This is a genomic window from Mesorhizobium sp. ArgA1 (assembly GCF_053714375.1).
In genome coordinates this window covers 324,593-349,089 of record NZ_JBSKBQ010000003.1, presented here as the reverse complement: position 1 = coordinate 349,089, position 24,497 = coordinate 324,593, and the positions used below count along the sequence as shown (strand labels likewise).

22 protein-coding genes are annotated in these 24,497 nt (G+C 63.5%); 8 read left to right on the top strand and 14 right to left on the bottom strand.

The window, feature by feature from the left end; translation table 11 throughout:
* Nucleotides 1–19: 19 nt before the first annotated feature.
* Entirely contained in the window at nt 20–784 is a 765-nt protein-coding gene (locus ACWGTI_RS11485) for an ATP-binding cassette domain-containing protein (protein WP_454587209.1), read from the bottom strand.
* Nucleotides 781–1,947, bottom strand: coding sequence for an ROK family transcriptional regulator (locus ACWGTI_RS11480; protein WP_454587208.1), 1,167 nt, complete (start codon nt 1,945–1,947; stop codon nt 781–783). Before ACWGTI_RS11480 ends, ACWGTI_RS11485 begins: the two co-directional genes overlap by 4 nt.
* Nucleotides 1,948–2,157: 210 nt before the next feature.
* Between ACWGTI_RS11480 and ACWGTI_RS11475 the strand changes: the two genes are divergently transcribed.
* A complete protein-coding gene (locus ACWGTI_RS11475) occupies nt 2,158–3,339 on the top strand; it encodes a M24 family metallopeptidase (protein WP_454587207.1) in 1,182 nt (393 codons plus the stop codon).
* A gap of 108 nt (nt 3,340–3,447) precedes the next feature.
* On the opposite strand, the gene ACWGTI_RS11470 is transcribed toward ACWGTI_RS11475, so the two are convergent.
* From ACWGTI_RS11470 to ACWGTI_RS11435, 8 genes are all read right to left on the bottom strand, one after another.
* A complete protein-coding gene (locus tag ACWGTI_RS11470) occupies nt 3,448–4,203 on the bottom strand; it encodes an ABC transporter permease (RefSeq protein ID WP_454587206.1) in 756 nt (251 codons plus the stop codon).
* Nucleotides 4,200–4,973 carry an ABC transporter ATP-binding protein gene (locus ACWGTI_RS11465; protein WP_454587205.1) on the bottom strand — a complete coding sequence of 258 codons (774 nt, stop codon included), beginning with the start codon at nt 4,971–4,973 and terminating at the stop codon, nt 4,200–4,202. The genes ACWGTI_RS11470 and ACWGTI_RS11465 overlap by 4 nt, the downstream gene beginning before the upstream one ends.
* A gap of 95 nt (nt 4,974–5,068) precedes the next feature.
* Nucleotides 5,069–6,097 carry an ABC transporter substrate-binding protein gene (locus tag ACWGTI_RS11460; protein WP_454587323.1) on the bottom strand — a complete coding sequence of 343 codons (1,029 nt, stop codon included), beginning with the start codon at nt 6,095–6,097 and terminating at the stop codon, nt 5,069–5,071.
* Nucleotides 6,098–6,178: 81 nt separating this feature from the next.
* Nucleotides 6,179–6,616: a VOC family protein gene (locus tag ACWGTI_RS11455; protein WP_454587204.1), complete on the bottom strand. Its 438-nt coding sequence runs from the start codon at nt 6,614–6,616 to the stop codon at nt 6,179–6,181.
* A gap of 2 nt (nt 6,617–6,618) precedes the next feature.
* The gene (locus ACWGTI_RS11450) at nt 6,619–7,356 is read right to left on the bottom strand and encodes a FadR/GntR family transcriptional regulator (protein ID WP_454587203.1); all 738 of its coding nucleotides are present in this window, start codon (nt 7,354–7,356) and stop codon (nt 6,619–6,621) included.
* Nucleotides 7,353–8,789 carry an FAD-binding oxidoreductase gene (locus ACWGTI_RS11445; protein ID WP_454587202.1) on the bottom strand — a complete coding sequence of 479 codons (1,437 nt, stop codon included), beginning with the start codon at nt 8,787–8,789 and terminating at the stop codon, nt 7,353–7,355. The genes ACWGTI_RS11450 and ACWGTI_RS11445 overlap by 4 nt, the downstream gene beginning before the upstream one ends.
* A 230-nt stretch (nt 8,790–9,019) precedes the next feature.
* Complete coding sequence (locus ACWGTI_RS11440) at nt 9,020–10,297, bottom strand: peptidoglycan DD-metalloendopeptidase family protein (RefSeq protein WP_454587201.1); 1,278 nt, start codon at nt 10,295–10,297, stop codon at nt 9,020–9,022.
* 144 nt (nt 10,298–10,441) lie between these two features.
* Nucleotides 10,442–10,909, bottom strand: coding sequence for a peroxiredoxin (locus tag ACWGTI_RS11435; RefSeq protein WP_454587200.1), 468 nt, complete (start codon nt 10,907–10,909; stop codon nt 10,442–10,444).
* A 184-nt stretch (nt 10,910–11,093) separates the two neighbouring features.
* On the opposite strand from ACWGTI_RS11435, the gene ACWGTI_RS11430 reads away from it, so the two are divergent.
* A complete protein-coding gene (locus tag ACWGTI_RS11430; RefSeq protein WP_454587199.1) occupies nt 11,094–14,480 on the top strand; it encodes a hypothetical protein in 3,387 nt (1,128 codons plus the stop codon).
* Nucleotides 14,481–14,486: 6 nt separating this feature from the next.
* On the opposite strand, the gene tyrS is transcribed toward ACWGTI_RS11430, so the two are convergent.
* Nucleotides 14,487–15,740: a tyrosine--tRNA ligase gene (tyrS, locus tag ACWGTI_RS11425; protein ID WP_454587198.1), complete on the bottom strand. Its 1,254-nt coding sequence runs from the start codon at nt 15,738–15,740 to the stop codon at nt 14,487–14,489.
* A 176-nt stretch (nt 15,741–15,916) separates the two neighbouring features.
* The gene (locus ACWGTI_RS11420; RefSeq protein WP_454587197.1) at nt 15,917–16,039 is read right to left on the bottom strand and encodes a hypothetical protein; all 123 of its coding nucleotides are present in this window, start codon (nt 16,037–16,039) and stop codon (nt 15,917–15,919) included.
* Nucleotides 16,040–16,171: 132 nt separating this feature from the next.
* On the opposite strand from ACWGTI_RS11420, the gene ACWGTI_RS11415 reads away from it, so the two are divergent.
* The 4 genes from ACWGTI_RS11415 (at nt 16,172) to ACWGTI_RS11400 (ending at nt 19,827) form a co-directional block, all read left to right on the top strand.
* Nucleotides 16,172–16,906, top strand: coding sequence for a glycosyltransferase family 2 protein (locus tag ACWGTI_RS11415; RefSeq protein ID WP_454587196.1), 735 nt, complete (start codon nt 16,172–16,174; stop codon nt 16,904–16,906).
* Nucleotides 16,899–17,231 carry a lipid-A-disaccharide synthase N-terminal domain-containing protein gene (locus tag ACWGTI_RS11410; protein WP_454576132.1) on the top strand — a complete coding sequence of 111 codons (333 nt, stop codon included), beginning with the start codon at nt 16,899–16,901 and terminating at the stop codon, nt 17,229–17,231. Before ACWGTI_RS11415 ends, ACWGTI_RS11410 begins: the two co-directional genes overlap by 8 nt.
* Before the next feature lie 34 nt (nt 17,232–17,265).
* Nucleotides 17,266–18,909: an ArnT family glycosyltransferase gene (locus ACWGTI_RS11405; protein ID WP_454587195.1), complete on the top strand. Its 1,644-nt coding sequence runs from the start codon at nt 17,266–17,268 to the stop codon at nt 18,907–18,909.
* Nucleotides 18,910–19,092: 183 nt separating this feature from the next.
* On the top strand, nt 19,093–19,827 hold the full coding sequence (locus ACWGTI_RS11400) for a phosphatase PAP2 family protein (protein WP_454587194.1): 735 nt from the start codon (nt 19,093–19,095) through the stop codon (nt 19,825–19,827).
* A 40-nt stretch (nt 19,828–19,867) separates the two neighbouring features.
* Here ACWGTI_RS11400 and ACWGTI_RS11395 read toward each other — a convergent pair whose 3' ends face one another.
* Both ACWGTI_RS11395 and ACWGTI_RS11390 read right to left on the bottom strand, forming a co-directional pair.
* Nucleotides 19,868–20,518, bottom strand: coding sequence for an FMN-binding negative transcriptional regulator (locus ACWGTI_RS11395; RefSeq protein ID WP_454587193.1), 651 nt, complete (start codon nt 20,516–20,518; stop codon nt 19,868–19,870).
* Nucleotides 20,519–20,675: 157 nt separating this feature from the next.
* The gene (locus tag ACWGTI_RS11390; protein ID WP_454587192.1) at nt 20,676–21,350 is read right to left on the bottom strand and encodes an alpha/beta hydrolase; all 675 of its coding nucleotides are present in this window, start codon (nt 21,348–21,350) and stop codon (nt 20,676–20,678) included.
* A gap of 250 nt (nt 21,351–21,600) precedes the next feature.
* On the opposite strand from ACWGTI_RS11390, the gene ACWGTI_RS11385 reads away from it, so the two are divergent.
* Both ACWGTI_RS11385 and sufB read left to right on the top strand, forming a co-directional pair.
* Nucleotides 21,601–22,764, top strand: a complete 1,164-nt coding sequence (locus tag ACWGTI_RS11385; RefSeq protein ID WP_454587191.1) for a cysteine desulfurase family protein — start codon at nt 21,601–21,603, stop codon at nt 22,762–22,764.
* 188 nt (nt 22,765–22,952) lie between these two features.
* Nucleotides 22,953–24,470 (top strand): Fe-S cluster assembly protein SufB, encoded by a 1,518-nt coding sequence (gene sufB / locus ACWGTI_RS11380; protein ID WP_454587190.1) that lies wholly within the window; start codon nt 22,953–22,955, stop codon nt 24,468–24,470.
* The last annotated feature ends 27 nt before the right edge of the window (nt 24,471–24,497 follow it).

Here is a 24,497-nt window from a genome sequence, read left to right as displayed (position 1 = left end):
CGGACCCCTCTTTTGTCCCTCAGCTCGCCGGTCCGGCACCGGCAAGCGTCTCACCGGTGATCATGTTGATCACCGCATCGGGACTTGTTTTGTTGCGTGCGACATCGCCGGCCACGACGCCTTGCCGGATCACCACGATCCGGTCGGCGACCTGGAAGGCCTGCTGCATGATGTGGGTGATGATGACGACGCCGATGCCCTGGTTGGCCACCTGGCAGATCATGTCGAGGCCGCGCCTGGTCTGCTCGACGCCGAGTGCCGCGAACGGCTCGTCGAGCAGCACGAGCTTGCCGCCCCAATGCACAAAGCGGTTGAGCTCGATGGCCTGGCGCTGTCCGCCCGAGAGGTGCTCGACATTGGTGCGCAGCGACGGAATGCGGGTGCCGGCACTTGCCAGCGCCTTGCCGACCACGGCTTCCATGGCACGCTCGTCGAGGATCGGAATGCCGAGAACCTTGCGGGTGATCTCGCGGCCCATGAAGAAATTGGCGACGACGTCGACATTGGTGCAGAGCGACAGGTCCTGGTAGACGGTCTCGATGCCGGCAGCCTTGGCCTCGGCCGGCGATTTCGCCAGGAATTCCTTGCCCTCGAACAGTATGCGGCCGGAGCTCGGCTCGAGGCCGCCGGCGATGATCTTGACCAGCGTCGACTTGCCCGCGCCATTGTCGCCGAGCAGAGCCACGACCTCGCCCTTGCCGATCGAGAAGCTGATGCCCCTCAGCGCCTGGATGGCGCCGTAGTTCTTGGTGACGTTTTCGAGTACCAGCAGCGGTTCGGTCATGCCGCCACTCCTTTGCTCTGCATGAGGTCGGACCGGCGCTCGCGCTCAGCGATGAACATCTGGCCGAAACGCGGCGACAGCACGCCGGACACCGCCAATGCGGCGGCGCCGCGCAGGACCGAATGCTGGCCGCCGGTTGCGACCATGACGCGCGGCGTCTTGCGGTCGCGTCGCGCCGAGATCGAATTGGGAAGCTGTGCCGCCGCGCCGACCAGTTCTTCCAGGAGGTCGGTGGGAGCGAGCCCGCCGAGGATCACGGTCTCCGGGTCGAACAGGTTCTCGATGGTGACAATGGCGTTGCGGAAGATCGGCGCGACTTCGGCCACCCAGGCGGCTTCGCCGATGTTGCGCCGGCGCAGCGCCTCGAGCGAGAGGTAGCGTTCGAGGCAGCCATGGTTGCCACAGGGACAGAGTTCGCCGCCGGGAATAGCGGGGATGTGGCCGATCTCGCCGGCATTGCCCCAGGCGCCACGCATCACCGCGCCCTCATGGACGATGGCGCCGCCCAGACCGACGCCGAAATAGAGGTAGTAATATTCGGAAAAGCCGGCGCCGAGACCATAGAGGCGTTCGCCCATGGCGGCCGCCGCCATGTCGGTTTCGAAGAAGGCCGGCAGCCGGGTCGATGCCGTCAGCCGATCCTGCAGCGCCACATCCTTCCAGCCAGCCATGGTCGTCGGGCCTACGAAGCTCATCGATTCCACCCCGAACGGCCCGGGCAGCGCCATACCGATGCCGAGCACGCGGCCGCCGGGCCGCAATGCGGTCAATTCCGGCACCATGGCACCGATCAGCTCGAAGGCTAGGTCGGGCGTCGCGTGCGGCGCCTCACGATGCACGCTCTCGATGACATCGCCACTGAGATTGATCAGCGCTGCGTCGATCCCCATCGGGGTGAGGTGGACGCCGACGGCATAGCCGCCTTCCGGATTGATCCTGAGCGTCGCCGGCGGCAGTCCGCGACCGCGTGGCTCTTCGCGCAGCGAGAGCAGATAGCCGTGTTCTTCCAACTCGCGAACGATGGTCGACACGGTCTGGACGGTGAGGCCGACGCGGCTGGCAATGTCGCCGCGGGCAATGGGGCCGTGCAGGCGGATGGACTCCAGCACTATGCGCCGGTTGTAAGGCCGCCCGAACTCCTGATTGGTCCCTCGCAGTGCCATTTCCCTCTCCCTGGGAGAGGTGAGACTTGCATAGGCAATTTATTCAGTCAAATGGAATTCAAAAATAATTTGTGACGGTTCCGGACCGTTGTGCAGGACCGGTCCCATGGCTGCGCTGGCCGATTGCGGTCGGGCTGAAACCACCGCAATGGTGCATGACATCAGGCGGGCGCGGGGCTCGCCCGGCCGATGGTTCAGCAGGGAAAAACGATGATCGAACTGCCTTTTGCGCGCGACGAGTACAGGCAGCGGCTCAAAAAAATTCGCTCCGAGATGGGCAAGCGCGGGCTCGAACTGCTTGTCGTCAATGACGTCGCCAACCAGCATTACATCACCGGCTATGACGGCTGGTCGTTCTACACGCCGCAGGTGGTTCTGGTTCCGATTGAGCAGGATGCCGAGCCGGTCTGGATCGGTCGCGCCATGGATGCGGCCGGCGGTCTGCTGACCGCCTGGATGAAGCCGGAGAATGTCGTCGGCTTCCCGGAAGACCATGTCCAGCGCGCCGACCGTCATCCGATGGACTGGATCGCCGCCTGGATCGTCGCCAAGGGCTGGGGTGGCAGACATATCGGCATCGAGCTTGAGGCGTACTATTTCTCGCCGAAGGCCCATGCGCGGCTCGTCACCAGCCTGCCCAATGCGAAATGGCATGACGCCGATCTGCTGGTGAACTGGATCCGTGCGGTCAAGTCGGCACCCGAGATCGCCTATCTGCGCAAGGCGTCGACCTTGGCCGAAGCGGCTGTCGCACGGGCCTTCGAAGTCATCGCGCCTGGCGTGCGCGAATGCGATGCGATCACCGCCATTCAGGCGGCGCAGATCGCCGGCAGCCCGGACTTTGCTGGCGATATCACGGCGCTGCCACCGACAATCCTTGGCGGTGAAAACGCGTCCGCGCCGCATATCATGTGGAGCGACCGCCGCTTCGGCAAGGACGAGACGATTGCGCTCGAACTCGCCGGCGTCTGCCGCCGCTACGCCGCCGGCCTCGCCAGGACCATGCAGCTCGGCAAGACGCCGACGCGTGTCGCGGACACGGCAAAGGCGGTGATCGAAGGCATGGATGCGGTGCTCGATGCGGTGAAGCCAGGCACATCAGCCGAAGCGGTCGAGGCCGCCTGGCGCAAGGTCATCCAGCGCCATGGGCTGAAGAAGGAATCGCGCATCGGCTATTCCATCGGCGTCGCCTATCCGCCGGATTGGGGCGAGCATACGATCAGCCTGAGACCCGGCGACAAGACGATGCTGCAGCCGGGCAATGTCGTTCATTCCATTCTCGGCATGTGGATGGACGGCTGGGGCATCGAGGTCAGCGAGACCATCCTGGTGACCGAGACGGGCAACGAGACGCTGACCAAGTTTCCGCGAGACATCCATGTCAAATCCTGACCGGTCAGTCGTGACGGGAAGTGCCGCGACCGATATTGGTGCCGGCACTCTCAACCGGACAATCGAGATCCGCCGCCATCAGCCCCGCCATCCCGAGCTTCGAAACGCTCAGTACTTGATGATCCGCCGTTCGATCAGCACCACAACGCAGAACAGCACGATCGACAGGCCCGACGACAGCACGATCGCCGCATAGAGCCGGTCCGACTGGTAGTTGAAGCTCGCCTGGATGATCAGCGCGCCGAGCCCTTTGTCGGAGCCGATCCATTCGCCGACAATGGCGCCGATGACGGCGGTGGCCGAGGCGATGCGCAGCGAGGAAAACAGCATCGGCAGCGCGCGCGGCAGGCGCAGGCTCCAGAACACCTCCCAGCGCGTCGCCGACAGCACCCGGAACAGCTCGTGCTCGTTGCTGCTTGCCGAATCCAGGCCGCGGATCATGTTGACCAGCGTCGGGAAGAAACAGATCACGGCAGCAATGACGATCTTCGGCGTCATGCCCAGCCCGAAGATCAGCATGATGATCGGCGACAGCGCCAGGATCGGGATGGTGTTGAAGAACAGCACGATCGGGAAATAGGCAGCCTGCAGGACGCGGTTGTGCACGAAGAGCACCGCCAAAAGCACGCCGGCAAGATTGCCGATGATGAAGCCGGACAGCGCCTCGATCAAGGTCGGCCAGAGATTGCCGAGCAGCAGCGACAAGCTTTTCTGGAACACGCCAAAAATCGCTGTCGGCGTCGGCACGATATAGGCCGGCACGCCGAGCCAGGGCAGCAGGAACTGCCAGGTCAGCACGATCGAGGCAGCGCCCAGAATGGGCAGCGCGATGGCCAGCATTGGCGGCAAGGGCGCCTGTCTCATGAGGCCTGCTCCAGGGCGGTACGCAGTTGCGCCATCGCGGCCACGATTGCCGGGTCTTCGCGCTTGCAGCGGTTGCCGTCCTGCTTGAACGGCCGCATGTCCAGATCCTTGACCAGACGCCCGGGATTCGCGGCAAGCACGATCACGCGCTCGCCGAGATAGGCGGCTTCGGCGATAGAATGGGTGACGAACAGGATGGTGGTGCCGGTGCGCCGCCACAGCGCCAGCAATTCGTCATTGAGGCGGTCGCGGGTGATCTCGTCGAGCGCGCCGAACGGCTCGTCCATCAACAACAGCTTCGGTTGTCCGAGCAGGGCGCGGGCGATTGCCACGCGCTGCCGTTGGCCGCCGGAAAGCTGATGCGGCAGGCGCTCGCCAAATCCGCCAAGACCCATCAGCTCCAGCAGCTCGTCGCTGCGGTCCTCGATCTGGCGGGTCAAGCTGCCTTGCCCGATGCCGAGCGGCAACCGCACATTGTCGCGTACGCTGCGCCATGGCAGCAGCGTCGAATCCTGGAAGACGAAACCGACATCGCGGCGCGAGCGCACAGCGTGCGGCGTGTCGCCAAGCACGCTGATCGTGCCGCCGAGCGGGTCGAGCAGGTCGGCGACAACCCGGAGCAAGGTCGACTTGCCGCAGCCCGATGGCCCGAGGATCGACAGAAACGAGCCGGCCGCGACGGTCAAGTCGAGGCCGGTGAGCACTTTGACGGCCGAATGCCGGCGGCCATAGCCGACATCGAGCCTATTCGCCTCGATCGCGTTCGCCATTAGATCAGCATGACGTTTGATCGTAATGCTGATCTAACTTTTTGCTGGAGCATGATCTTTTCCAAAAACCGGTTCCCACTTTTTGGGATCATGCTCTAGGCGGCGGGCGCGTCGAGCTTCGGCCGGTCGGCGGCCGACAGTTCGAGGATTTTCGTCGTGTAGACGTCAGCCGCGGCCGGCCGTCCATTGGGGTACTGGCCGACCTTGTCGAGCAGCGCCAGCTGCTCTTCGATCGAGGCCGGGTCGAAGGTTCCCCAACCGTCCTTGGCCGTTGCGCCGTCGAAGGACAGTTTCAGGATCAGATTGACGGTCTTTTCTTCCCAGCCCTGGTCCATTTCGGGGTAGGCGGCGACCATTTTCTTCACTGCTTCCAGCGGGTTGGCATGCACCCAGCCCCAGCCCTTGCCGACCGCGCCGATGAACTTTGCCAGCGTGTCCGCATCCTTCTCGATCGCCGCATCGGTGGCGAAATAGACGTCGGCATAGGAATTCAGGCCGAGATCGCGCACCAGAAGGTCGATGCGGTCGTCGCCGACGACGCTCAACGCCTGCGTGTTGGTGATCCAGCCGCCAATGGCGTCGACGTCGCCGCGCACCAGCGGCGCCTTGTCGAAGCCGACGTTGACGACGGTAACGTCAGCCGGGTCGATGCCGTTCTTCGACAGGATTTCGTCGATGACGAAACGCGCCGTCGGCTGGATGCCGATCTTCTTGCCCTTGAGGTCGGCTGCGCTTCGGATCGGCTTGGCGGGCTTTGAGGTGAAGGCATAGGGGCCGGTGCGGAAACCGCAGGCGATGATTTTCACCGGCACGCCGCTGGCCCGCGCCGCATAAAGCTGCGGTGTCTCGGAGAACTGGCCGAGCTGTGCCGAACCCGAGACGACCGGCGGCACGGTCGCGGAATTCGGCCCGCCGGGGCTGAACTCCACCTCGAGGTCTGCATCCTTGAAGTAACCATTGGCGACGGCGGCGATGTCGCCCATCTGGCCGTTCGACATCAGCCAGTCGTACTGGATGACAACCTTGCCGGCTGCCTTGGCTCCCGGCGTCAGCACCAGCTGCATGCCGGTGGATGCAGCTGCCACGGCGGCGATGCCGGATTTCACAAAGCTGCGGCGGTTCATATCGAAATTCCCACTCATTTTTCGCTCCTGTTGCAAGAGTTTCTCTGTTCATTGCGCGCCGCTCCCGACGGCGCGGGTCGTCTACGGCTGTTCGTCGTGGTAGTCGCCAGGGCCGCCGTCGAGCCAGGCGTATAATTCCCAGAGCGTGTCGTCCGGGTCGGTGAAATAGGCGCAACGCGCGTTCCAGACATAGTTTTCCGGCGGCCCGTAGAATGGCACGCCCCTGGCGCTGAGCTCGCCATGCAGACGGTCGATGTCGGCCGCCTTGTCGAGCCTTACCGCCACGCAGACCTTGTGCGCATGGCGCGGCGATCTGAGCTTCGACACACCGGTATGCTGGTTGATGTGATCGATCTCCCACGCTGCCAGCGTCACGCCCTCGCCATGGAAATCGGCAAAGCCTTCGGCGCGGCGGCGCAGCCGGAAGCCGAGTTTGTCGACATAGAAGTCGACTGTCCGTCCGATGTCCTCGACCAGCAGGCAGACATCTGAAATCGCGTAAGCGGTGCCGAGCGGCATGGCTAAATCCCCTTGCTGCTGCGCCGCGCCGCCGGCAGCTTGACGCCGACGCGCTCGGCCGCGCCGATGATGTGGGCGCGCATCGCCGCCTCTGCGGCTGCGGCATCGCCGGCGACCAGCGCCTCGTAGATGCGCACATGCTCGCCGACATTGATCTCAACCAGATCGTGCAGCGGGTTGGTCTGCCGCGCGTAATAGATCGAGCGGCGGATCTGCTCGCAGACGAAGGAGATGAAGGTGTGGATGTAGCTGTTGCCGGTGGCGCGCGCGATCTCGCGGTGGAACAGGAGATCGGCGTCGATGCTGCCTTCCTCCCAGCGCTCCTCGCCGCTCATGCGGTCGAGTGCGGCCTTGATGGCGTCGAGATGGTCCTGGTCGCGCCGTACGGCCGCAAGCGCGGCGGACTCGGCTTCGAGGATGCATCGCAGCTCGAACAGCCGCTCCATATTCTGGCCTTCCCGGAGCGCTTCGCCGTCGATGCGAATCGAGGCCCGCTGCTCCGGCGCCAGCACGAAGGCGCCGATGCCCTGCCGCGCCTCAATCATGCCGTCGGCCCGCAGCTGCGCGATCGCCTCGCGCACCACATTGCGGCTGACGCCGAATTTTTCGGACAGCTCCTGTTCCGTCGGCAGCCGCGTGCCAGGGCTGAGATCGCCCGATTCAATCTCGCGGCCGAGGAAGGTCGCGACACGGTGCGGCAGCGTTTCGACAGTGCCGATGGCGGCCAATCTTTGCTTCATGGAGCGGTCTCCGTTGCCGGCAGAAGGCAGCCGGGGTTCATCAGGCCCTGCGGGTCGAGGGCGTTCTTCAACGTGCCGATGAGCCGGCGATGGGCAGGCGCCAGGCCTGCCATGAAGGTGCGGTGGCGGGTGCGGCCGATGCCATGCTCGGCGCTGATCGAGCCGCCGAGCGAATTGGCAATCCGGTAGAGCCCGGCGGTGATCTCTGTGCCCCGGGTGCGGACCTCGCGCTCGTCGAGCCCTTGCGGCGGCAGCACGTTGAAATGAATGTTGCCATCACCGGCGTGGCCGTAGGCCAGCGGCAGCCATCCCTGATGATCCTGCGCCACAAAGCGGCGGGCCTGATCGATGAGGGCAGGGATATCCGAGATCCGCACCGAAAGATCGGTGCGCACATGATAGCCGCGCTTGGCCTGGCCCTCGACCAGCCCTTCGCGAATGGCCCAGAAGGATTTTGCCTGGGCGCTGCTTTCGGCAAGCACGGCATCGATGACCTGGCCGCTTTCCATGGCCTCGGCCAGGAAATCGACCAGCAGGGTTCGAAGGTCGATCGCCGCACTGGCCGACAGTTCGATCAGCACATGCACGGGAGCCTCGACCGGCGACACCGTGTTGGCGTCGATCAGTCGCGCCAGCGCGATGCATTCGGAACCGATGATCTCGAAGGCCGACATCAGATCGGCCGAGGTGCGGCGCACCTGCCGGAACAGCGCGATCGCGGCTTCGAACGAGGCAAGGCCGACATAGGCGGTTTCGGTCCGCACCGGCTTGGGAAACAGCTTCAGTTCGACGCCGGTGATGATGCCGAGCGTGCCTTCCGAGCCGATGAAAAGCTGCTTCAGATCATAGCCGGCGTTGTTCTTGCGCAGGCCGGAAAAGCCGTTCCACAACTCGCCGTCCGGCAGCACCACTTCAAGGCCGAGGATGAGGTCGCGCGCCATGCCATAGCGCAGCACATTGATCCCACCGGCATTGCTCGCCGCATTGCCGCCGATCTGGCAACTGCCTTGCGCGCCGAGCGCCAGCGGGAACAGGCAATCCTGCGCGTCGGCTGCATCCTTGATGGTTTGCAGGATGCAGCCGGCATCGGCCTGTAGCACAAAGTTGTCGGCATCGACTCGGCGGATGGTGTTCAGCCGCTCGAGGCTGACGACCACGGAGTTCGCGGTGTCGACGTCGATCGCGCCGGCCACCAGGCCGGTATTGCCGCCTTGCGGGATGATACCGAGTCCCAGCAAGGCGCACAGCCGCACCACCGCCTGAACCTCGGCCACCGAAGCCGGCCTCAGCACGGCAAGCGCTGCGCCATGATGATCGCCCGACCAGTCGCCGAGATATTTCGCCATGCCGGCGGCATCGACGGTGACGCCATTCGTTCCGACAGCACCTTGCAGAGCGCTGAGAATGTCTGGCGAAAGGGCGTAGATAGTCATTAGTAGCCGTCAACGAAGTAGGGCTATAGGGTGATACATATCATCCTACAACTATATGAGAGTCAATGGGGCTCTGCCGCGAGCGGTGGGCAGTTCAGAGGGGAGTGGTTGCGGGTGCGTTACGCGTCGTGAGTGCATTCACACCACGGGTGGTCCGTCCGGCGCAGGGATAAGCGGGTCGCAGGAATCAGTCGGGACGGGAACGTTTCAGGTGAGAATAGGGTGCCAACCTACAGATACTGCTCGACCTTCTTGCCGACGGTCAGGAAGCGCAGCGGGTCGATGGCTTCGCCATTATGGCGGACTTCGTAGTGCAGATGCGGGCCGGTCGAGCGGCCGCTGCTGCCGGTCTTGCCGACGATGTCTCCGGCCGCGAGCTTCTGGCCCACGGCCACATCGATTTCGCTCAAATGCCCATAGCGGGTGGCAAAGCCGTTGCCGTGGTCGACCTCGACCATGCGGCCATAGCCGCCGTTCCAGCCGGCTTTGGTTACAACGCCCGCAGCCGTGACCTTGGCCGCCATGCCGACCGGCGCGCGGAAATCCATGCCCGAATGCAGGGCGGCGGTGCCGAGGATCGGGTCGGTGCGCACGCCGAACGGGCTGGTGATGGAGTGGCCGGGCGCGGGGTTGGCCAACGGCAGCCGCCGTGCCTCTTTCTTCAGCTGATCGAGCGTATCCAGCGCCTCGTCGAGCTCCTTGACCTTGCTGTCGAACATCATCGAGGAGTCCAGCGGGATCAGCGGCCCGCCGACATCGCTTTCGTTTTTGCCGAAATCGCTGTCGACCGGCAGGCCGGCCGCCTCAAGCGCCTGGGTGATGGCATCGGCGTTCTTGTAGGCATTGTCGGCAAGGGTGGCGATGCGGGTGAGCTGCTGTGTCTCGATATTCTTCAGCGATTCGTTGATCGAGACGAACAGTTTGTCGGCACGATCCGCCGCCGTCTCGCTGGGCAGCGGATCGGAGCGGGTCGACCACAGCGAGAACGGCCTGGTGTCGCCTGAGCCGAGGCTGGCGACCGAATAGGCCAGAGGCTCGCCGCCGGTCAGTTCGGCATGCTCGTCGGGCTTTGCCGCCACATCCGCGGCGGGCGGCGTTCCGACTTCATTTTCCGCCCGTTCCAGAATCGGGCCGAGGCGGCCATGGCGCTGGCTGAGCTGGCTCTGCCGCTCGAGCAATTCGCTGACCTTGGTTTCCATCAGTTTCTGGTCGAGAAGCTGGCGGCTGGTGATGCGATCGACCTGCGCGCGCAATGCCGAGATGCGATCCTCATAGGCCTGCTGCATGCGCGCCTGCCGCGCCGTGGTGGCGCCGATCAAATCGTCGCGCAGCACCAGATAGGAGGTCGCCATAAGGTAGCCGATGGCGATTGCCGCCAGTGCCGAGCCGAGAAACGCGACGAGCCACGGCCGGATGGTGAAGTGTCTTATCTCATTGCCCCGGGCGATAATGACCGTATGGGGCTCTTTGCGCCTGCCGAAGACCGCTGACTGACCGGTTGGGTTCACGGGACCAAGCTTTCGTTAAGACACCAACGAAGCCTGATTACACATTATTAGGGTTAACAAAGTTTTGCCGTGCAGTCGGCCGGCAAGGATTGCGCGCAAGACGAACGGTGGGTTGTGGGCGGAACGGCGAGATCGGCGGCGCCATCAGAGCGCGCGCACCGCCTCCAGCACCGCTTCGGCGTGCCCCTTCACGCGGACCTTGCGCCAGATGCCGGCGATGCGGCCGTCCTTGCTGATCAGGAACGTCGCTCGTTCCACGCCCATATAGTTGCGGCCATACATCGTCTTTTGGACCCACAGATTGTAGGCCTCGATGACTTTGCGCTCCTCGTCGGCAACCAGATCGACGGTGAGATCGTATTTGGTTTTGAACTTGTCGTGCTTCTTCACACTGTCCGGCGACAGGCCGACCACGACGGCGCCGGCCTTTTCGAACTCCGGCTTCAGCTGCGAAAAGCTGATCGCCTCATTGGTGCAACTTGTGGTGTCGTCCTGCGGATAGAAGTAAAGTACGACGGGCTTTCCCCGCAACGTGGCAAGGCTGAGCGAGCCGCCGCCATCGCGCGGAAGGTCGAATTGCGGCGCAACATCGCCAATGTCGAGGTCAGCCATATCGATGCCCTTGTTTGAGGTTACGCGGCCCTGAATCAATGAGATAGAGCATGATGCCTGGACAAACGGAAACCGTTTGTCCGAGAAAACCGCATCACACTTTTCGGCATCATGCTCTAGGCTGCATCGTTATAGTGTCGAGCGGGGACTCGTCCACGATCGAATTCGTACAACGGAAAATTGCGTGGATCAGGAAGAACCGCAGCACGAGAAAATCCGGTTCAGGCGTGACGAGATCACCGACCTGGGGACTTTCCCGTCTGCCTGCCGCGTGCCGCCGCTGGGCAAGGCACGCATCGGCCGCGGCTTTCGCATCCTTGCCCGCCTGTTTGCCGGCGTCGCGGCCCTGGTGCTGCTGGTCGCCGCTGCCGTCTATGTCATCGGCGCCACCGGCATCGGCAGCGAGCGGCTGCGGGCGGAAGCCGAAACGGCGATCGAGAAACTCGCCGGTTTCGACGTCAATGTCGCCGTCGGCCCGGCCCGCCTGACACTGGACGGGTCGAGCTTCATTGCGCTGCAGGTCAAGGACGTCAGCGTGAAGACCGCCGACGGCAAGCCGATGGCCGATGCCGGGCGCGTCCGTTTCGGCATCCGGCTGATACCGTTGTTTTCGGGCGAGGTGCGGCTGACCAGCGCCAGGATTTCCGACGCCCATATTGTCACCGCGGCAATGCCGTCGGGGGGCGACTGGACAGCCGCGCTGCGCAATCAAGACGGCCTCATCGATCCGGAAAAGCTGGCAGCCGCTGTCTTCGGCCACGTCAACCATGCGCTCGATGCCGTGCGTGAGGATTCGATGCGCCGCATCGATCTCAAAAATGTCCAGTTCGAACTGCCCGAGGCTGGCTCGGTCAAGCTGGTCAACATTGCCAATGCCACCGTGCTTCAGTCGGGCCCGGGCAGGATGGAGTTCTCGTCCAACGCGGATATCGATGGCCGGGCGCTCACGGTCACCGCCACCGCTACCCGCGATACGACATCCCTGCGGGTCACTGCGTTGAATGCGGCCATCGACATGGCGCCCATTCCAGAGACAACGCCAGGGGCCGGTGGGAAAACCGGCGCGATCGCTTTGAGGCTGACGGGGACCGAAGGCTCGGGCGACAGCGATTCCCGACTGACGGCCTCACTCTCGCTTACCGGCTCGGTGCTCGACCTCGGCGCACGCGGGCTGTTGGCGGCCGATGTCGATGTCGACGCCACGCTTGTCTCCGGCTCCAACAAGATCGATGTCGGTAGGCTGGTTTTGAAGACCGGGCGTTCGACATTCAACTTCGCCGGCTCGATCGGGCCAAAGCCCCCGACCGGCGCGGCTGGCGAGGAGCCTTCCTACCGCTACGACCTGACCAGCGACGGCTCGACGCTGGCGCCGGCGGAATCGCCCGAGCCGGCGCTGAATTTCTTCGCCCGCATCGCCGGCGTCTATCAGGTCAAAAGCCGCAAGCTCGTCGCCGAACAGATCGGCGTCAGATCGGGATCGGGCAGCGAGGTGCTGGGCACAGCCGCACTTGCCTTCATCGACAACGGGCCGCCGGGCATCTCGCTGTCGCTCAACGTCCACGACATGCCGGTCTCGCATGTCAAGCAATTGTGGCCCTGGTTTTCGGCCAAGAATGCCCGGCTGTGGGTGTTGCAGAACCTGTTTGGCGGCCGCGTCGTCGACGCCAACCTGCAGTTCCAGGTCGTGCCGGGGCGACTCGGCAACGGCGTGCCGCTTTCGGCTGACGAGGTGTTCGGCCGATTCCAGGTCGAGGGCTCGCGCTTCGACACTGCCGGCCGCATCCCGCCGATCCGCGATGCCATTGGCGTCGTTTCCTTCCACGGAAACGATGTCGACATCGCGCTGTCGTCGGGCAGCGTCTATATGCCGAGCGGCCGCACCGTGGCGGCAAGCAATGGCACGCTGGCGGTGAAGGCGGCGAACCACCCGCCGGTGATCGGCGCGCTCGAAATCGACGTCGCCGGCGAAGCGCCGGCCATCGCCGAGCTTGCTTCCTATGAGCCGATCAACGCCATGCGCCATGTCGGCATTGCGCCTGACGACCTGTCCGGCACGGTGACCGGCCACGTCAAGGCCGACATCCCGCTGCAGTCCGGCGTCGACACGTCGAAGCTCGATTGGCTGGTGTCGCTCGACTATCAAAACCTGTCATTGGCCAAGCCGTTCGAAGACCAGACGGTGACCGATGCCGACGGTTCGATCGAGGTCGGCCCCGACAAGGCGGTGATCTCGGCCGACGCGAAGCTGAACGGCATTCCGGCCGAACTCGATCTGGTCGAGCCGCTCAGGGATGACGGACCGCCGCGCAGCCGCAAAGTGGCGCTTGTGCTCGACGACAAGACACGTGCCATCGCCATGCCTGGCCTGTCGCCGCTGATTTCCGGCACCATCAAGGTGGCGATCGACAAGAGCGGCGAGGGCGGCAATCAGAACGTTGCGGTCGACCTGACCAGCGCCAGGCTGGACATTCCCTGGGCCGGCTGGAGCAAGGGGCCGGGCATCCCTGCCAATGCCACCTTCACCATGGCCAAGTCCGGCGATACGACAACGCTGTCCGACTTCGACCTCGATGGAAAGAGCTTCTCGGTCGAGGGCGATGTCGTCCTGGTCAAGGGCGCGCTGTCGTCGGCCCGCTTCAGCAAGGTCGCTTTGAACCGGGGCGACGACGTCGCCGTGACGGTGAAGCGGTCGGGCAACGGCTTTGCCGTCGACGTCAGCGGCAATGCGCTCGATGCCCGCGCGCTGATCAAGCAGTTCACCTCCGACGTCGACACCGCCACCAAGACCACCGGCACGGATGCGGTTTCGGTCAGCGCCGATATCAATTCGCTGACCGGGTTCCACGACGAGGTCCTGTCGAATCTGAAGCTCGACTACAGCGCCGCCGGCTCCAGGGTGAACGGGCTCAAGGTCAGCGCCACGGCAAGTTCGGGTGCTGCCATCACCATCAGCAACACTGCGGGCAACGGCGCCCGGGCGCTCAACATGAAGTCTGCCGACGCCGGCGCCATATTGCGCTTCCTCAACATCTACGAACACATGGAAGGCGGCTCGATCACGCTCGCGCTCAGCGGCGCGGCCGACGGGCCGATGCGGGGTCAGGTCGATTCCAGCAACTTCTTCATCGTCAATGAACCCAAGCTCGCCTCGATCGTCTCCACCACGCCGGTCGGCGACAGCCGCAGCCTGAACGAAGCGGTCAAAGGCAAGATCGACACCTCGCGGGTGAAGTTCGAGCGCGGCTTTACCGAGATCGACAAGGGGCCCGGTTACCTGAAGCTGGCCAATGGTGTGCTGCGCGGTCCGCGCATCGGCACCACTTTCCAGGGCACGCTCTACGACCAGAACAACAATATGGACATGACCGGCACGTTCATGCCGGCCTATGGCCTCAACCGCATCTTCGGTGAATTGCCGCTGGTCGGCGCTCTGCTCGGCAATGGCCGCGACCGCGGCCTGATCGGCGTCACCTACCGGCTCAAGGGCAATGCCAACAAGCCGGTTCTGGACATCAACCCGCTATCGGTGATCGCGCCGGGCATTTTCCGGTCGATCTTCGAATATCGGTAGGGTCCGTCACAGCGGCCGCACCAGAACGTGCTTTTTCTTGCCCAATGAAAGCTTTGCGACGTTTTCCGGACTCAGATCCTGAGGTGTCACCATCCGCCGGTCGTCCGCCACCGGGTGATCGTTGAGGCGCACGGCGCCACCCTGTATGTGCCGGCGCGCCTCGCCGTTGGACCCGGCAAGGCCTGCTGTGACCAGCAGCGACAGGATGCCGATGCCGGCCTCCAGCGTTGCGCCATCCACCTCGACGGTCGGCAGGGTTTCGGCGGTCACGCCCTCCTCGAAGGTCTTGCGCGCCGTCTCGCTGGCAGTCTCGGCCGCGCCGCGGCCATGCAGCATGGCGGTGATCTCGGTGGCGAGGATCTTCTTCGCCTCGTTGATCTCCGAGCCGCCGAGCTTCGCCAGGCGCGCCACCTCGTCCAGAGGCAGCCTCGTGTAGAGTTTCAGGAAGCGGCCGACATCGGCGTCCTCGGTGTTGCGCCAGTACTGCCAGAACTCGTAAGGCGAGAGCATGTCGCTATCGAGCCAGATCGCGCCCGAGGCGGATTTGCCCATCTTGGCGCCGGACGAGGTGGTGAGCAGCGGTGTCGTCATGGCGAAGAGCTGCACGCCCTCCATGCGGTGCCCGAGGTCGATGCCGTTGACAATGTTGCCCCACTGGTCCGAGCCGCCCATCTGCAACCGGCAGCCGACGCGCTTGTAGAGCTCGACGAAGTCGTAGGCTTGCAGGATCATGTAGTTGAATTCGAGGAAGGACAGCGACTGCTCGCGGTCGAGCCTGAGCTTCACGGAATCGAAGGCCAGCATGCGGTTGACGGAGAAATGCCGGCCGACATCGCGCAGGAAGTTGACGTAGTTGATCTGCATCAGCCAGTCGGCGTTGTTGACCATGACCGCATCGGCCGGTCCGCTGCCGAACTGCAGGTAAGGTGCGAAATTGCGGCGGATGCCGACGAGATTGTTATCGATGTCGTGCGGGGTGAGCAGCTTGCGTGCCTCGTCCTTGAAGGACGGGTCGCCGATCATCGAGGTGCCACCGCCCATCAGCGCGATCGGCCGGTGGCCGGTCTGCTGCAGCCAATGCAGCATCATGATCTGGATCAGCGAGCCGGCATGCAGGCTTTTGGCGGTGGCGTCGAAGCCGATATAGGCGCTCACCGTTTCCTTGGCGAAAAGCTGGTCCAGCCCGGTCTCATCCGAAATCTGGTGGATGAAACCGCGCTCGCTCATGATGCGCAGGAAATCGGATTTGAAGGCGGACATTTTTTCTTCCTGAAAGCGCCAGGCCCCAATCGCCCGGCGTGATATGAACGCGGGCGTTTAGCATCCAAGCGCGATCAGCAAAAGTGGTTTCCGGTTTTGCGTTCGATCGCGCGCCAAATCAAAGGGTCGCGATCAGCAAAAGTGGTTTCCGGTTTTGCGTTCGATCGCGCGCCAAATCAAAGGGTCGCGATCAGCAAAAGTGGTTTCCGGTTTTGCGTTCGATCGCGCGCCAAATCGAAGGTCGCGATCAGCAAGGGGGGGAATCCGGTTTTCACGTCCGCGCGCAAGACATCCGCCATGCTTGCTTCATCGTGTAGGCTGGCGTAATGAGGCGCCGCGCCAACGGGTTCTTGCAACCTTCGATCCGCTGGAACGGCACCGCACGGCATCCACCAAAATGCCATATCCTGTGACAGAGCCCGACGCGACATATGCCGGACGCATTGATATCCATCGTCATTCCTTGCCGCAACGAGGCGGCGAACCTGCCGCTTCTGATCGACGAGATCGAGGCTGCCATGACCGGGCGCGACTTCGAAATCATCATCGTCAATGACGGTTCGACCGACGATACGGCTTCGGTGCTTGCCGCCGAGGCGGCCAAACGCCCATTTCCGCTCCGCCAGCTGCGGCACGAAAAGTCCGCCGGCCAGTCGCTTTCGGTGCGCTCCGGCGCCTGGGCGGCGCGCGGCGCCATCGTCGCCACCATCGATGGCGATGGCCAGAACGACCCGCAATATATCCCGGTGCTGGTCGATGCGCTGCGCCAGGCCGGGGCCGGCTTCGGCGCCGCGCAAGGGCAGCGACTGAAGCGCCGCGACAGCAAGATCAAGCAATTGGCGTCGCGTTTCGCCAACTGGCTGCGTGGCGCGATCCTGCATGACGACACCCGCGACACCGGTTGCGGCCTTAAGGCGATCCATGCCGATATCCTGCGCAAACTGCCGTTCTTCGACGGCACGCATCGTTTTGTTCCGGCGCTGGTCATCCAGGAAGGTTTTCGCGTCGTGCACTGCGACGTCGTCGACCGCTCGCGCCGCCACGGCAAGTCGAACTACGGAATCTTCGACCGCGGCTTGCAGGGCGCACTCGATCTCGCCGGCGTCTGGTGGCTTCGGCGTAGGCGCCGCAGAATGCCAAAGGTAGAGGAAATCACGCATGGCTAACGTGTTTCAGGAATTGGCGACCTGGCTGCATCAGGTGTTCGTTAAACAGTTCGACGCCTGGATCCTGCTCGGCTTCGTCGCCCAGTTCTTCTTCACGATGCGCTTCGTCGTGCAATGGCTCGCTTCGGAAAAGGCCAAGCGCAGCGTGGTGCCGGTCGCTTTCTGGTTCTTTTCGCTGTTCGGCGGCGGCCTGTTGCTGGTTTACGCCATCCAGCGCCAGGACCCGGTGTTCATCGCCGGCCAGGCGATGGGCATGTTCATCTATGTCAGAAATCTCTGGCTCATCGCCAATGAGCGCAAGGCGGCGATGACCAAGGTCGACTGAGCGGCGCCCAAAATCCAACCCTGTCCGGTGTGAAATGAGCAGGAACTATCTTTTTCTCTTCCTGTTCAGCCTGATGATGACGGCGTCGGGACTTGCCTCCATGCCGCCACTCGACCGCGACGAGCCGCGCTTCGTCCAGGCCACCAAGCAGATGGCCGAAAGCGGAGACTATGTCGACATCCGCTTCCAGGAGGCGTCGCGCTACCAGAAGCCGATCGGCATCTACTGGCTGCAATCGGCGGCGGTAACGCTGAGCGGCGAGGGCGCGCAGGCGCCGATCTGGGTCTACCGGCTGGTCTCGGCGCTGGGCATCGCCATCGCCGTTGTCGCGATTGCCTGGACGGGAGCCAATCTGTTCAGCGCCAATGCCGGCCTGGCCGCCGGCCTCATCATGGCGGCGATTTTCGCCACCGCTTTCGAAGGCCGCGACGCCAAGACCGACGCCATGCTGCTCGCCTGTTGCGTTCTGGCGCAAGGCGCGCTGGCGCAGGTCTATCTGGCATCACGCCGCAACGAGGCCGTCGCCGGCCATCTGCCGTGGGTTTTCTGGGCCGCGCAAGGCGCGGCGATCCTCATCAAGGGGCCGATAGCGCCATTGCTCTCGGCGCTGACGGTGGTGACCTTGGTTGCTTTCGAGCGCGACTGGCGCTGGCTGGCGAAGCTGAAAACGGGGCGCGGGCTGATTCTGGTGGTCTTGATCGTGCTGCCGTGGCTTGCCCTCATCACCTGGAAAAGCCACGGCGCTTTCCTGCAGCAGGCGGTCGGCAAGGACATGCTGGGCAAGGTCGCGCAAGGCGAGGAATCGCATGGCATTCCGCCTGGTTTCTACGTGCTGACCTATTCGCTGTTCATGTGGCCGTTCGGCCTGGTGTCGCTCGGCGCCGGGCTGCAGGCGCTCAATCGCCTGCGCGACGATCCGCGCCTGCGCTTCTGCCTCGCCTGGTACATTCCGTTCTGGCTCGTCTTCGAGCTGATCCCGACCAAACTGCCGCATTATGTGCTGCCGGCCTATCCCGGCGTCGCGCTGCTCATCGGCTGGCTTTTGACGCTGAAGCCGCAAGAGGCCAATGCGCCGCTCAGGCGCTGGCAAAACTGGCTGTGGTGGTCCACGGCATTCGGTCTGGCCGTGGTCAGCCTCGGTCTGGCGGCGGTCTGCATTGGAGCGCCCCTCTATCTGAGGCATGCCTTCTCATGGTGGAGTGTGCCAGCCGCCGCGGCGGCCCTTGGCGCCGGATATCTCGCCTTTTCGCGCCGGCTGCAGGTGCCGCTCGTCCGCATCGGCGCGACAGCGGTTTGCGCCGGTATAACCTACGCCCTGCTGTTCGGTGTCATCGTCCCGTCACTGAAACCGATTTGGATGAGCCGGGAAATCGAGGCGGTGGTTCGCGCCGTTCGTCCGTGTGAGACAAGCGTACTCGCCTCCGCTGAATATCACGAACCGAGCCTGGTATTTTTGGTAGGCACAAAGACGGTACTGACCGATGTCGACGGGGTTGCGCAACATCTGCTTGACGACCCGGCCTGTGCGCTGGGCCTGGCGCCCGTCGGTGACGAGCAAAAGCTGGATGACCTGCTGGCAGGGCAAGGCAAGAAGGCCAGCCGCGTCGCCGAAGTCGATGGTATCAACTATTCGTCAGGTGATAAATTGTCGCTTGGCCTGTACCGTGTGGCGAACTGATACCTCTTCGATGATCGCTTCGAGCCCCGCATGTTGATGAAGTCGCCATCGCCGGCGGGTGCAGGGGTGACTGCCATGCTCCGGCAGTCTCTCGACAATTTCCGCGATACGTTTCGGATCGTGCGGCGGCGCCTGGCGACGCGGCCGGCCCGCTACCCGAAAATCCTGTGGTCGGTCTGGGCTTTGGCCTGGCTTTTGCTGACGATTGCGGTTGCGATCCGTTTTGACGACGCGGCAGGAGCCATGGTGAGGCAGTGGTCGCCCGGCTTCAAACGCTTCACAGGCTTTTTCACCGTCTTCGGCCTGGGCGGCTGGTACCTCATCCCGTCGGCACTGGTGCTGATCGCCGCGAATCTCACGGATTGGCGCAGTCTTTCCAGGCGTGCGCGGATGGCCCTCTACAGCTGGACCTGCTTTGCTTTCATGGTGCTGGGTTCGATCGCGGCGTCCGCCCTGGTCGTCAATGTGCTGAAATACGGCGTGGGAAGAGCCAGGCCGATGAATTTCAGCAGGCTCGGCGATCTGTCGCTGCATCCTTTTGCCATGGAGGCGAGCTTTGCCAGTTTCCCGTCCGGCCATGCCACGACCATGGGCGTCATTTTCGGACTGGCGCTGATGATGTTGCCGCAGCGAAAATGGATGCTGCTGGCCGTGACCTTGGCTGTCGCGTCGACCCGGATTTTTGTCGGCGCACACTATCCGAGCGACACCGTCGCCGGCTTCGGTCTCGGTTGTGCCGTTGCCATCGCCAGCGCGCTGGTCTTTACGCGGCTGGGGTTTATCTTCCGTCACACGACAGATGGATTGCCGGTCCCTAAAACGACGTTCCGGCTGTTCCGGTGGGCTCGCAAAGCAGACCGCAACGGGGCACCGCGGCAAACGAATCTCGGCATTGGGGCAGCCCGGGCAAACCCTTGAATTGCCTGCCCTTTGCATCCAGCCATATTTAGCCGCTTGGCTATTTGCCGTCGATGCCGCCCCAACTCCGCACCAGCCTCGCCATATCAGGCGCGCCGGCGGCTTCCTTCTTCAGCCCTTCGGCGACACCGACACGGTCGGCGACAGGGCGGTTCTGGCTGACCTTCCACTTGCCGCTGATCTCGGCGATCTCGATCTCCAGCCCGATGATGCCCTTGATCTGCGACTGGATGAAGGTCGGCGGCGCGTCGGTCACCGCCCAGGGCTCCTTGCGGGCGCCTTCCTGCGACAGCGTCAGATCGGAAATCTGCTGCGCGATCCAGGCGGAATCATCGATCACTTTGACCGTGCCGCGCACCTGGACGATGGCATAGTTCCAGGTCGGCACGACCTTGCCGGTCTCGCGCTTGGTCTCGTACCAGGACGGCGTCACATAAGCGTCGGCGCCCTGGAAGACGACCAGCACGGGCGAAGCCGGATTGTCGGCGAGCAGGCGCCATTGCGGATTGGCCTTGGCCAGATGCGCGCGCAGCCTGCCGTTCGGCCCCGCCTCGGCGTCGAGCAGGAACGGAATGGCGTTGGCAATGGGGCCGTCAGTGCCGTTGGAGATCAGTAATCCCAGCGGGTGCGAGCGGATCAGCCCGTGCAGGACGTCCTGGCGCGTCTCTACGAAATGGGGCGGTTGGTACATGATCGGTCACGCTTTCTTCGGCTGGCTGAACCGGCATTGTGCACCGTTCAGCCAAGCCGCGCCACATGTCAGGCGCGCCTTACCATATGGATCAGCCGAAACGGTATTGTCGCGCCCACCATAGGCACGACGGCGCATGGCGCCAGATCGAACGGTCCTAGCGCAGCCGCTTCGGGCGCGGATCGGACAATTCGCCGGCCAGCCGCCGGTCGAGATAGTCGGCGCATTCCTCGAGCAGCAGGTCGGCGTCGTTGGCGAAGAAATGGTTGGCGCCGGGCAAGGTCTTCTGCGTGATGGTGATGCCCTTTTGCGTGTGCAGCTTGTCGACCAGGCCCTGTACGTCCTTGGGCGGCGCCACCTTGTCGGCATCGCCGTGGATGATGAGGCCCGATGACGGGCAGGGGGCCAGGAACGAGAAATCATAGGTGTTGGGCTGCGGCGCGATCGAGATGAAACCCTCGATCTCGGGTCGGCGCATCAGAAGCTGCATGCCGATCCACGCGCCGAAGGAATAGCCGGCGACCCAGCAGCTCTTGGAATCCGGATGCAGCGACTGCACCCAGTCGAGTGCGGCCGCCGCATCCGACAATTCGCCGGTGCCGTGGTCGAACTCGCCCTGGCTGCGGCCGATGCCGCGAAAATTGAAACGAAGCGTGGTGAAGTCGCGCTTCTGGAACATGTAGAAGAGGTCATATACGATCTTGTTGTTCATCGTGCCGCCGAACTGTGGGTGCGGGTGCAGGACGATGGCGATCGGCGCGCTCTTTTCCTTGGAAGGCTGGTAGCGACCCTCCAGGCGGCCGGCGGGACCGGTGAAAATGACCTCAGGCATGAAATACTCCAAATGGCATACAATACGCGGCGCCCGGAACTCTCTTCCTCTGGCCCGCTTCCACAGACCTTGACGCAGGGCGAGCGTCTTCTTAGAAGCTAGTTTAGAATTGTTCAAAACTGGATGGCTGGCCGCTACGGCCCGGCCATCCCGCCGCAAGCCGCGTAAATAGGACGTCTTGCCTTGCAATTTCAAGGAAATAACGCGCTATCCCTATGGAATGGGTTTTGACGGGATCGACTGAGTGAAAATGGCCGCCACACGCGCCTATCTCGACTACAATGCCAGCGCGCCGCTCGTCACCGAGGCGCGCGAGGCGATGATTGCCGCGCTCGATCTCGTCGCCAATCCGTCATCGGTGCATGCCGAGGGGCGCGCGGCGCGCCGGCTGATCGACGCTGCGCGGCGGGACGTGGCCGCGTTGGTCAACGCGAAGCCTGAACATGTCGTCTTCAGCTCCGGCGCGACGGAAGCCGCCTCGACGCTGCTGACCCCCGACTGGCAGATGGGCCGCGGCGCGGTGCGCATGGGCCGGCTCTACGTCTCGCAAGCCGATCACCCTTGCCTGCTGAATGGCGGCCGCTTTCCCGCGCCTCAGGTGACCCGGATCGGCGTCGACGGCAATGGTATCGCCGATCTCGGCGCTTTAGCGGCGGCTCTCGCCGCGCATGACAAGGCCGAAGGCTTGCCGCTCGTCGCCATCCATGCAGCCAACAACGAGACCGGAGTTATCCAGCCGGTCCAGGCCGTCGCTGCAATCGTCAAGGCGGCGGGCGGCATTCTGGTGGTCGACGCCGTGCAGGCGGCGGGCCGCGTTTCCATCGATATGTCAGCTGCCTACGCCGACTATTTGATTCTGTCCTCGCACAAGATCGGCGGTCCCAAGGGCGTTGGCGCGATTGTTGCAGCGGCGGACCTGATGATGCCGAAGCCGCTGATCAATGGTGGCGGCCAGGAAAAGGGTTATCGCGGCGGTACGGAAAACCTGGCCGCAATTGCCGGTTTCGGGGCGGCGGCGCGGCAGGCTCTGGCTGGGCTGCAAGCCATGGAAGCGGTCGCCCAGCGCCGCGACGAGGTCGAGACCATCATAAAAAAGCTGGTGCCGGACGCGGAAATCTTCGGAACCGGCGCGCCAAGGCTTGCCAATACGACATTCTTCGCTATTCCCGGCGTCAAGGCCGAGACGGCGCAGATCGCTTTCGATCTGGCCGGCGTGGCCCTGTCGGCGGGATCGGCCTGTTCGTCGGGCAAGGTCGGGCCGAGCCATGTGCTGAAAGCCATGGGTTACGGTGACAGTCTCGGCGCTTTGCGCGTGTCCATCGGCCACGCAACGAGTGCTGCCGATATCGAGCTGTTTCGTTCGGCGCTGGCAGGGATCGCCCAGCGCCGGGCGGGCAGGGAACAAGCCGCCTGAGGCGGCGAAGAGGAATTCAGGTCTTTGGGCCTGGTAGAGCCGTGCGTTTGCAAGTGGCCGGGTGAATTCCCGGACGAGACGCACTATATGGAACTTACGTCGCTGGACGCGCCCTGAGGGGCAGCCGTCCGCGATGCCATAGTTTGAAAACTGTCGGGCCTTGACCCCGGCGTGGATGGAGAACGCTTATGCCTGCTGTGCAGGACACGATCGATCGGGTCCGAAAGATCGACGTCGACCAATACAAATACGGATTCCAGACCGAGATCGCCGTCGACAAGGCCCCCAAGGGCCTGAGCGAAGACATTATTCGCTTCATCTCGGCCAAGAAGGATGAACCGTCCTGGATGCTGGAATGGCGTCTGGAGGCTTATCGGCGCTGGCTGACGCTGGAAGAGCCGACCTGGGCGCGCGTCAACTATCCCAAGATCGACTTCCAGGACATCTACTACTACGCGGCGCCCAAGAGCACGCCCGGCCCAACGTCGCTCAGCGACGTCGATCCCGAAATCCTGAAGGTCTATGAGAAGCTCGGCATTCCGCTGAAGGAACAGGAAATCCTCGCCGGCGTGCAGAAGACCGACATGTCGGAATTCGAGGAAGCCAGCGACAATGTCTACAAATCGGGCCGCGTCGCCGTCGATGCGGTGTTCGATTCCGTTTCCGTCGTCACCACCTTCAAGAAGGAGCTGGCGCAGGCCGGCGTCATCTTCTGCTCGATCTCGGAAGCCATACGCGAGCATCCCGAGCTGGTGCAGAAATATCTCGGCTCGGTCGTGCCGACCTCCGACAATTTCTACGCCACGCTGAACTCGGCCGTGTTCACCGACGGTTCGTTCGTCTTCGTGCCCAAGGGCGTGCGCTGCCCGATGGAGCTGTCGACCTATTTCCGCATGAACGAAAAGAACACCGGCCAGTTCGAGCGCACGCTGATCATCGCCGAGGAGGGGGCTTACGTCTCCTATCTCGAAGGCTGCACGGCGCCGCAGCGCGACGAGAACCAGCTGCATGCGGCCGTCGTCGAACTGGTCGCGCTCGACGATGCCGAGATCAAATACTCGACGGTGCAGAACTGGTACCCCGGCGACGCCGAGGGCAAGGGCGGCATCTACAATTTCGTCACGAAGCGCGGCGACTGCCGTGGCGACCGTTCGAAGATCTCGTGGACGCAGGTCGAGACCGGTTCGGCCATCACCTGGAAATATCCAAGCTGCATCCTGCGCGGCGACGATTCCTCGGGCGAGTTCTATTCGATCGCCGTGTCGAACGGCTACCAGCAGGTCGACAGCGGCACCAAGATGATCCATCTCGGCAAGAACACTTCGAGCCGCATCATCTCCAAGGGCATTGCCGCCGGCTTCTCGCAGAACACCTATCGCGGCCAGGTCTCGGCACACCGCAAGGCGACCAACGCCCGCAACTTCACCAATTGCGACTCGCTGCTGATCGGCGACCAGTGCGGCGCGCACACTGTGCCTTACATGGAAGCCAAGAACTCGACGGCGCAGTTCGAGCATGAAGCGACGACGTCGAAGATTTCCGAGGACCAGAAATTCTACGTCATGCAGCGCGGTATCCCCGAGGAAGAGGCGATCGCGCTGATCGTCAACGGCTTCGTCAAGGACGTCATCCAGCAGCTGCCGATGGAGTTCGCGGTCGAAGCGCAGAAGCTGATCGGCATCAGCCTTGAGGGTTCGGTCGGCTGACCGACGATACAATATCCAGGAAAGAAG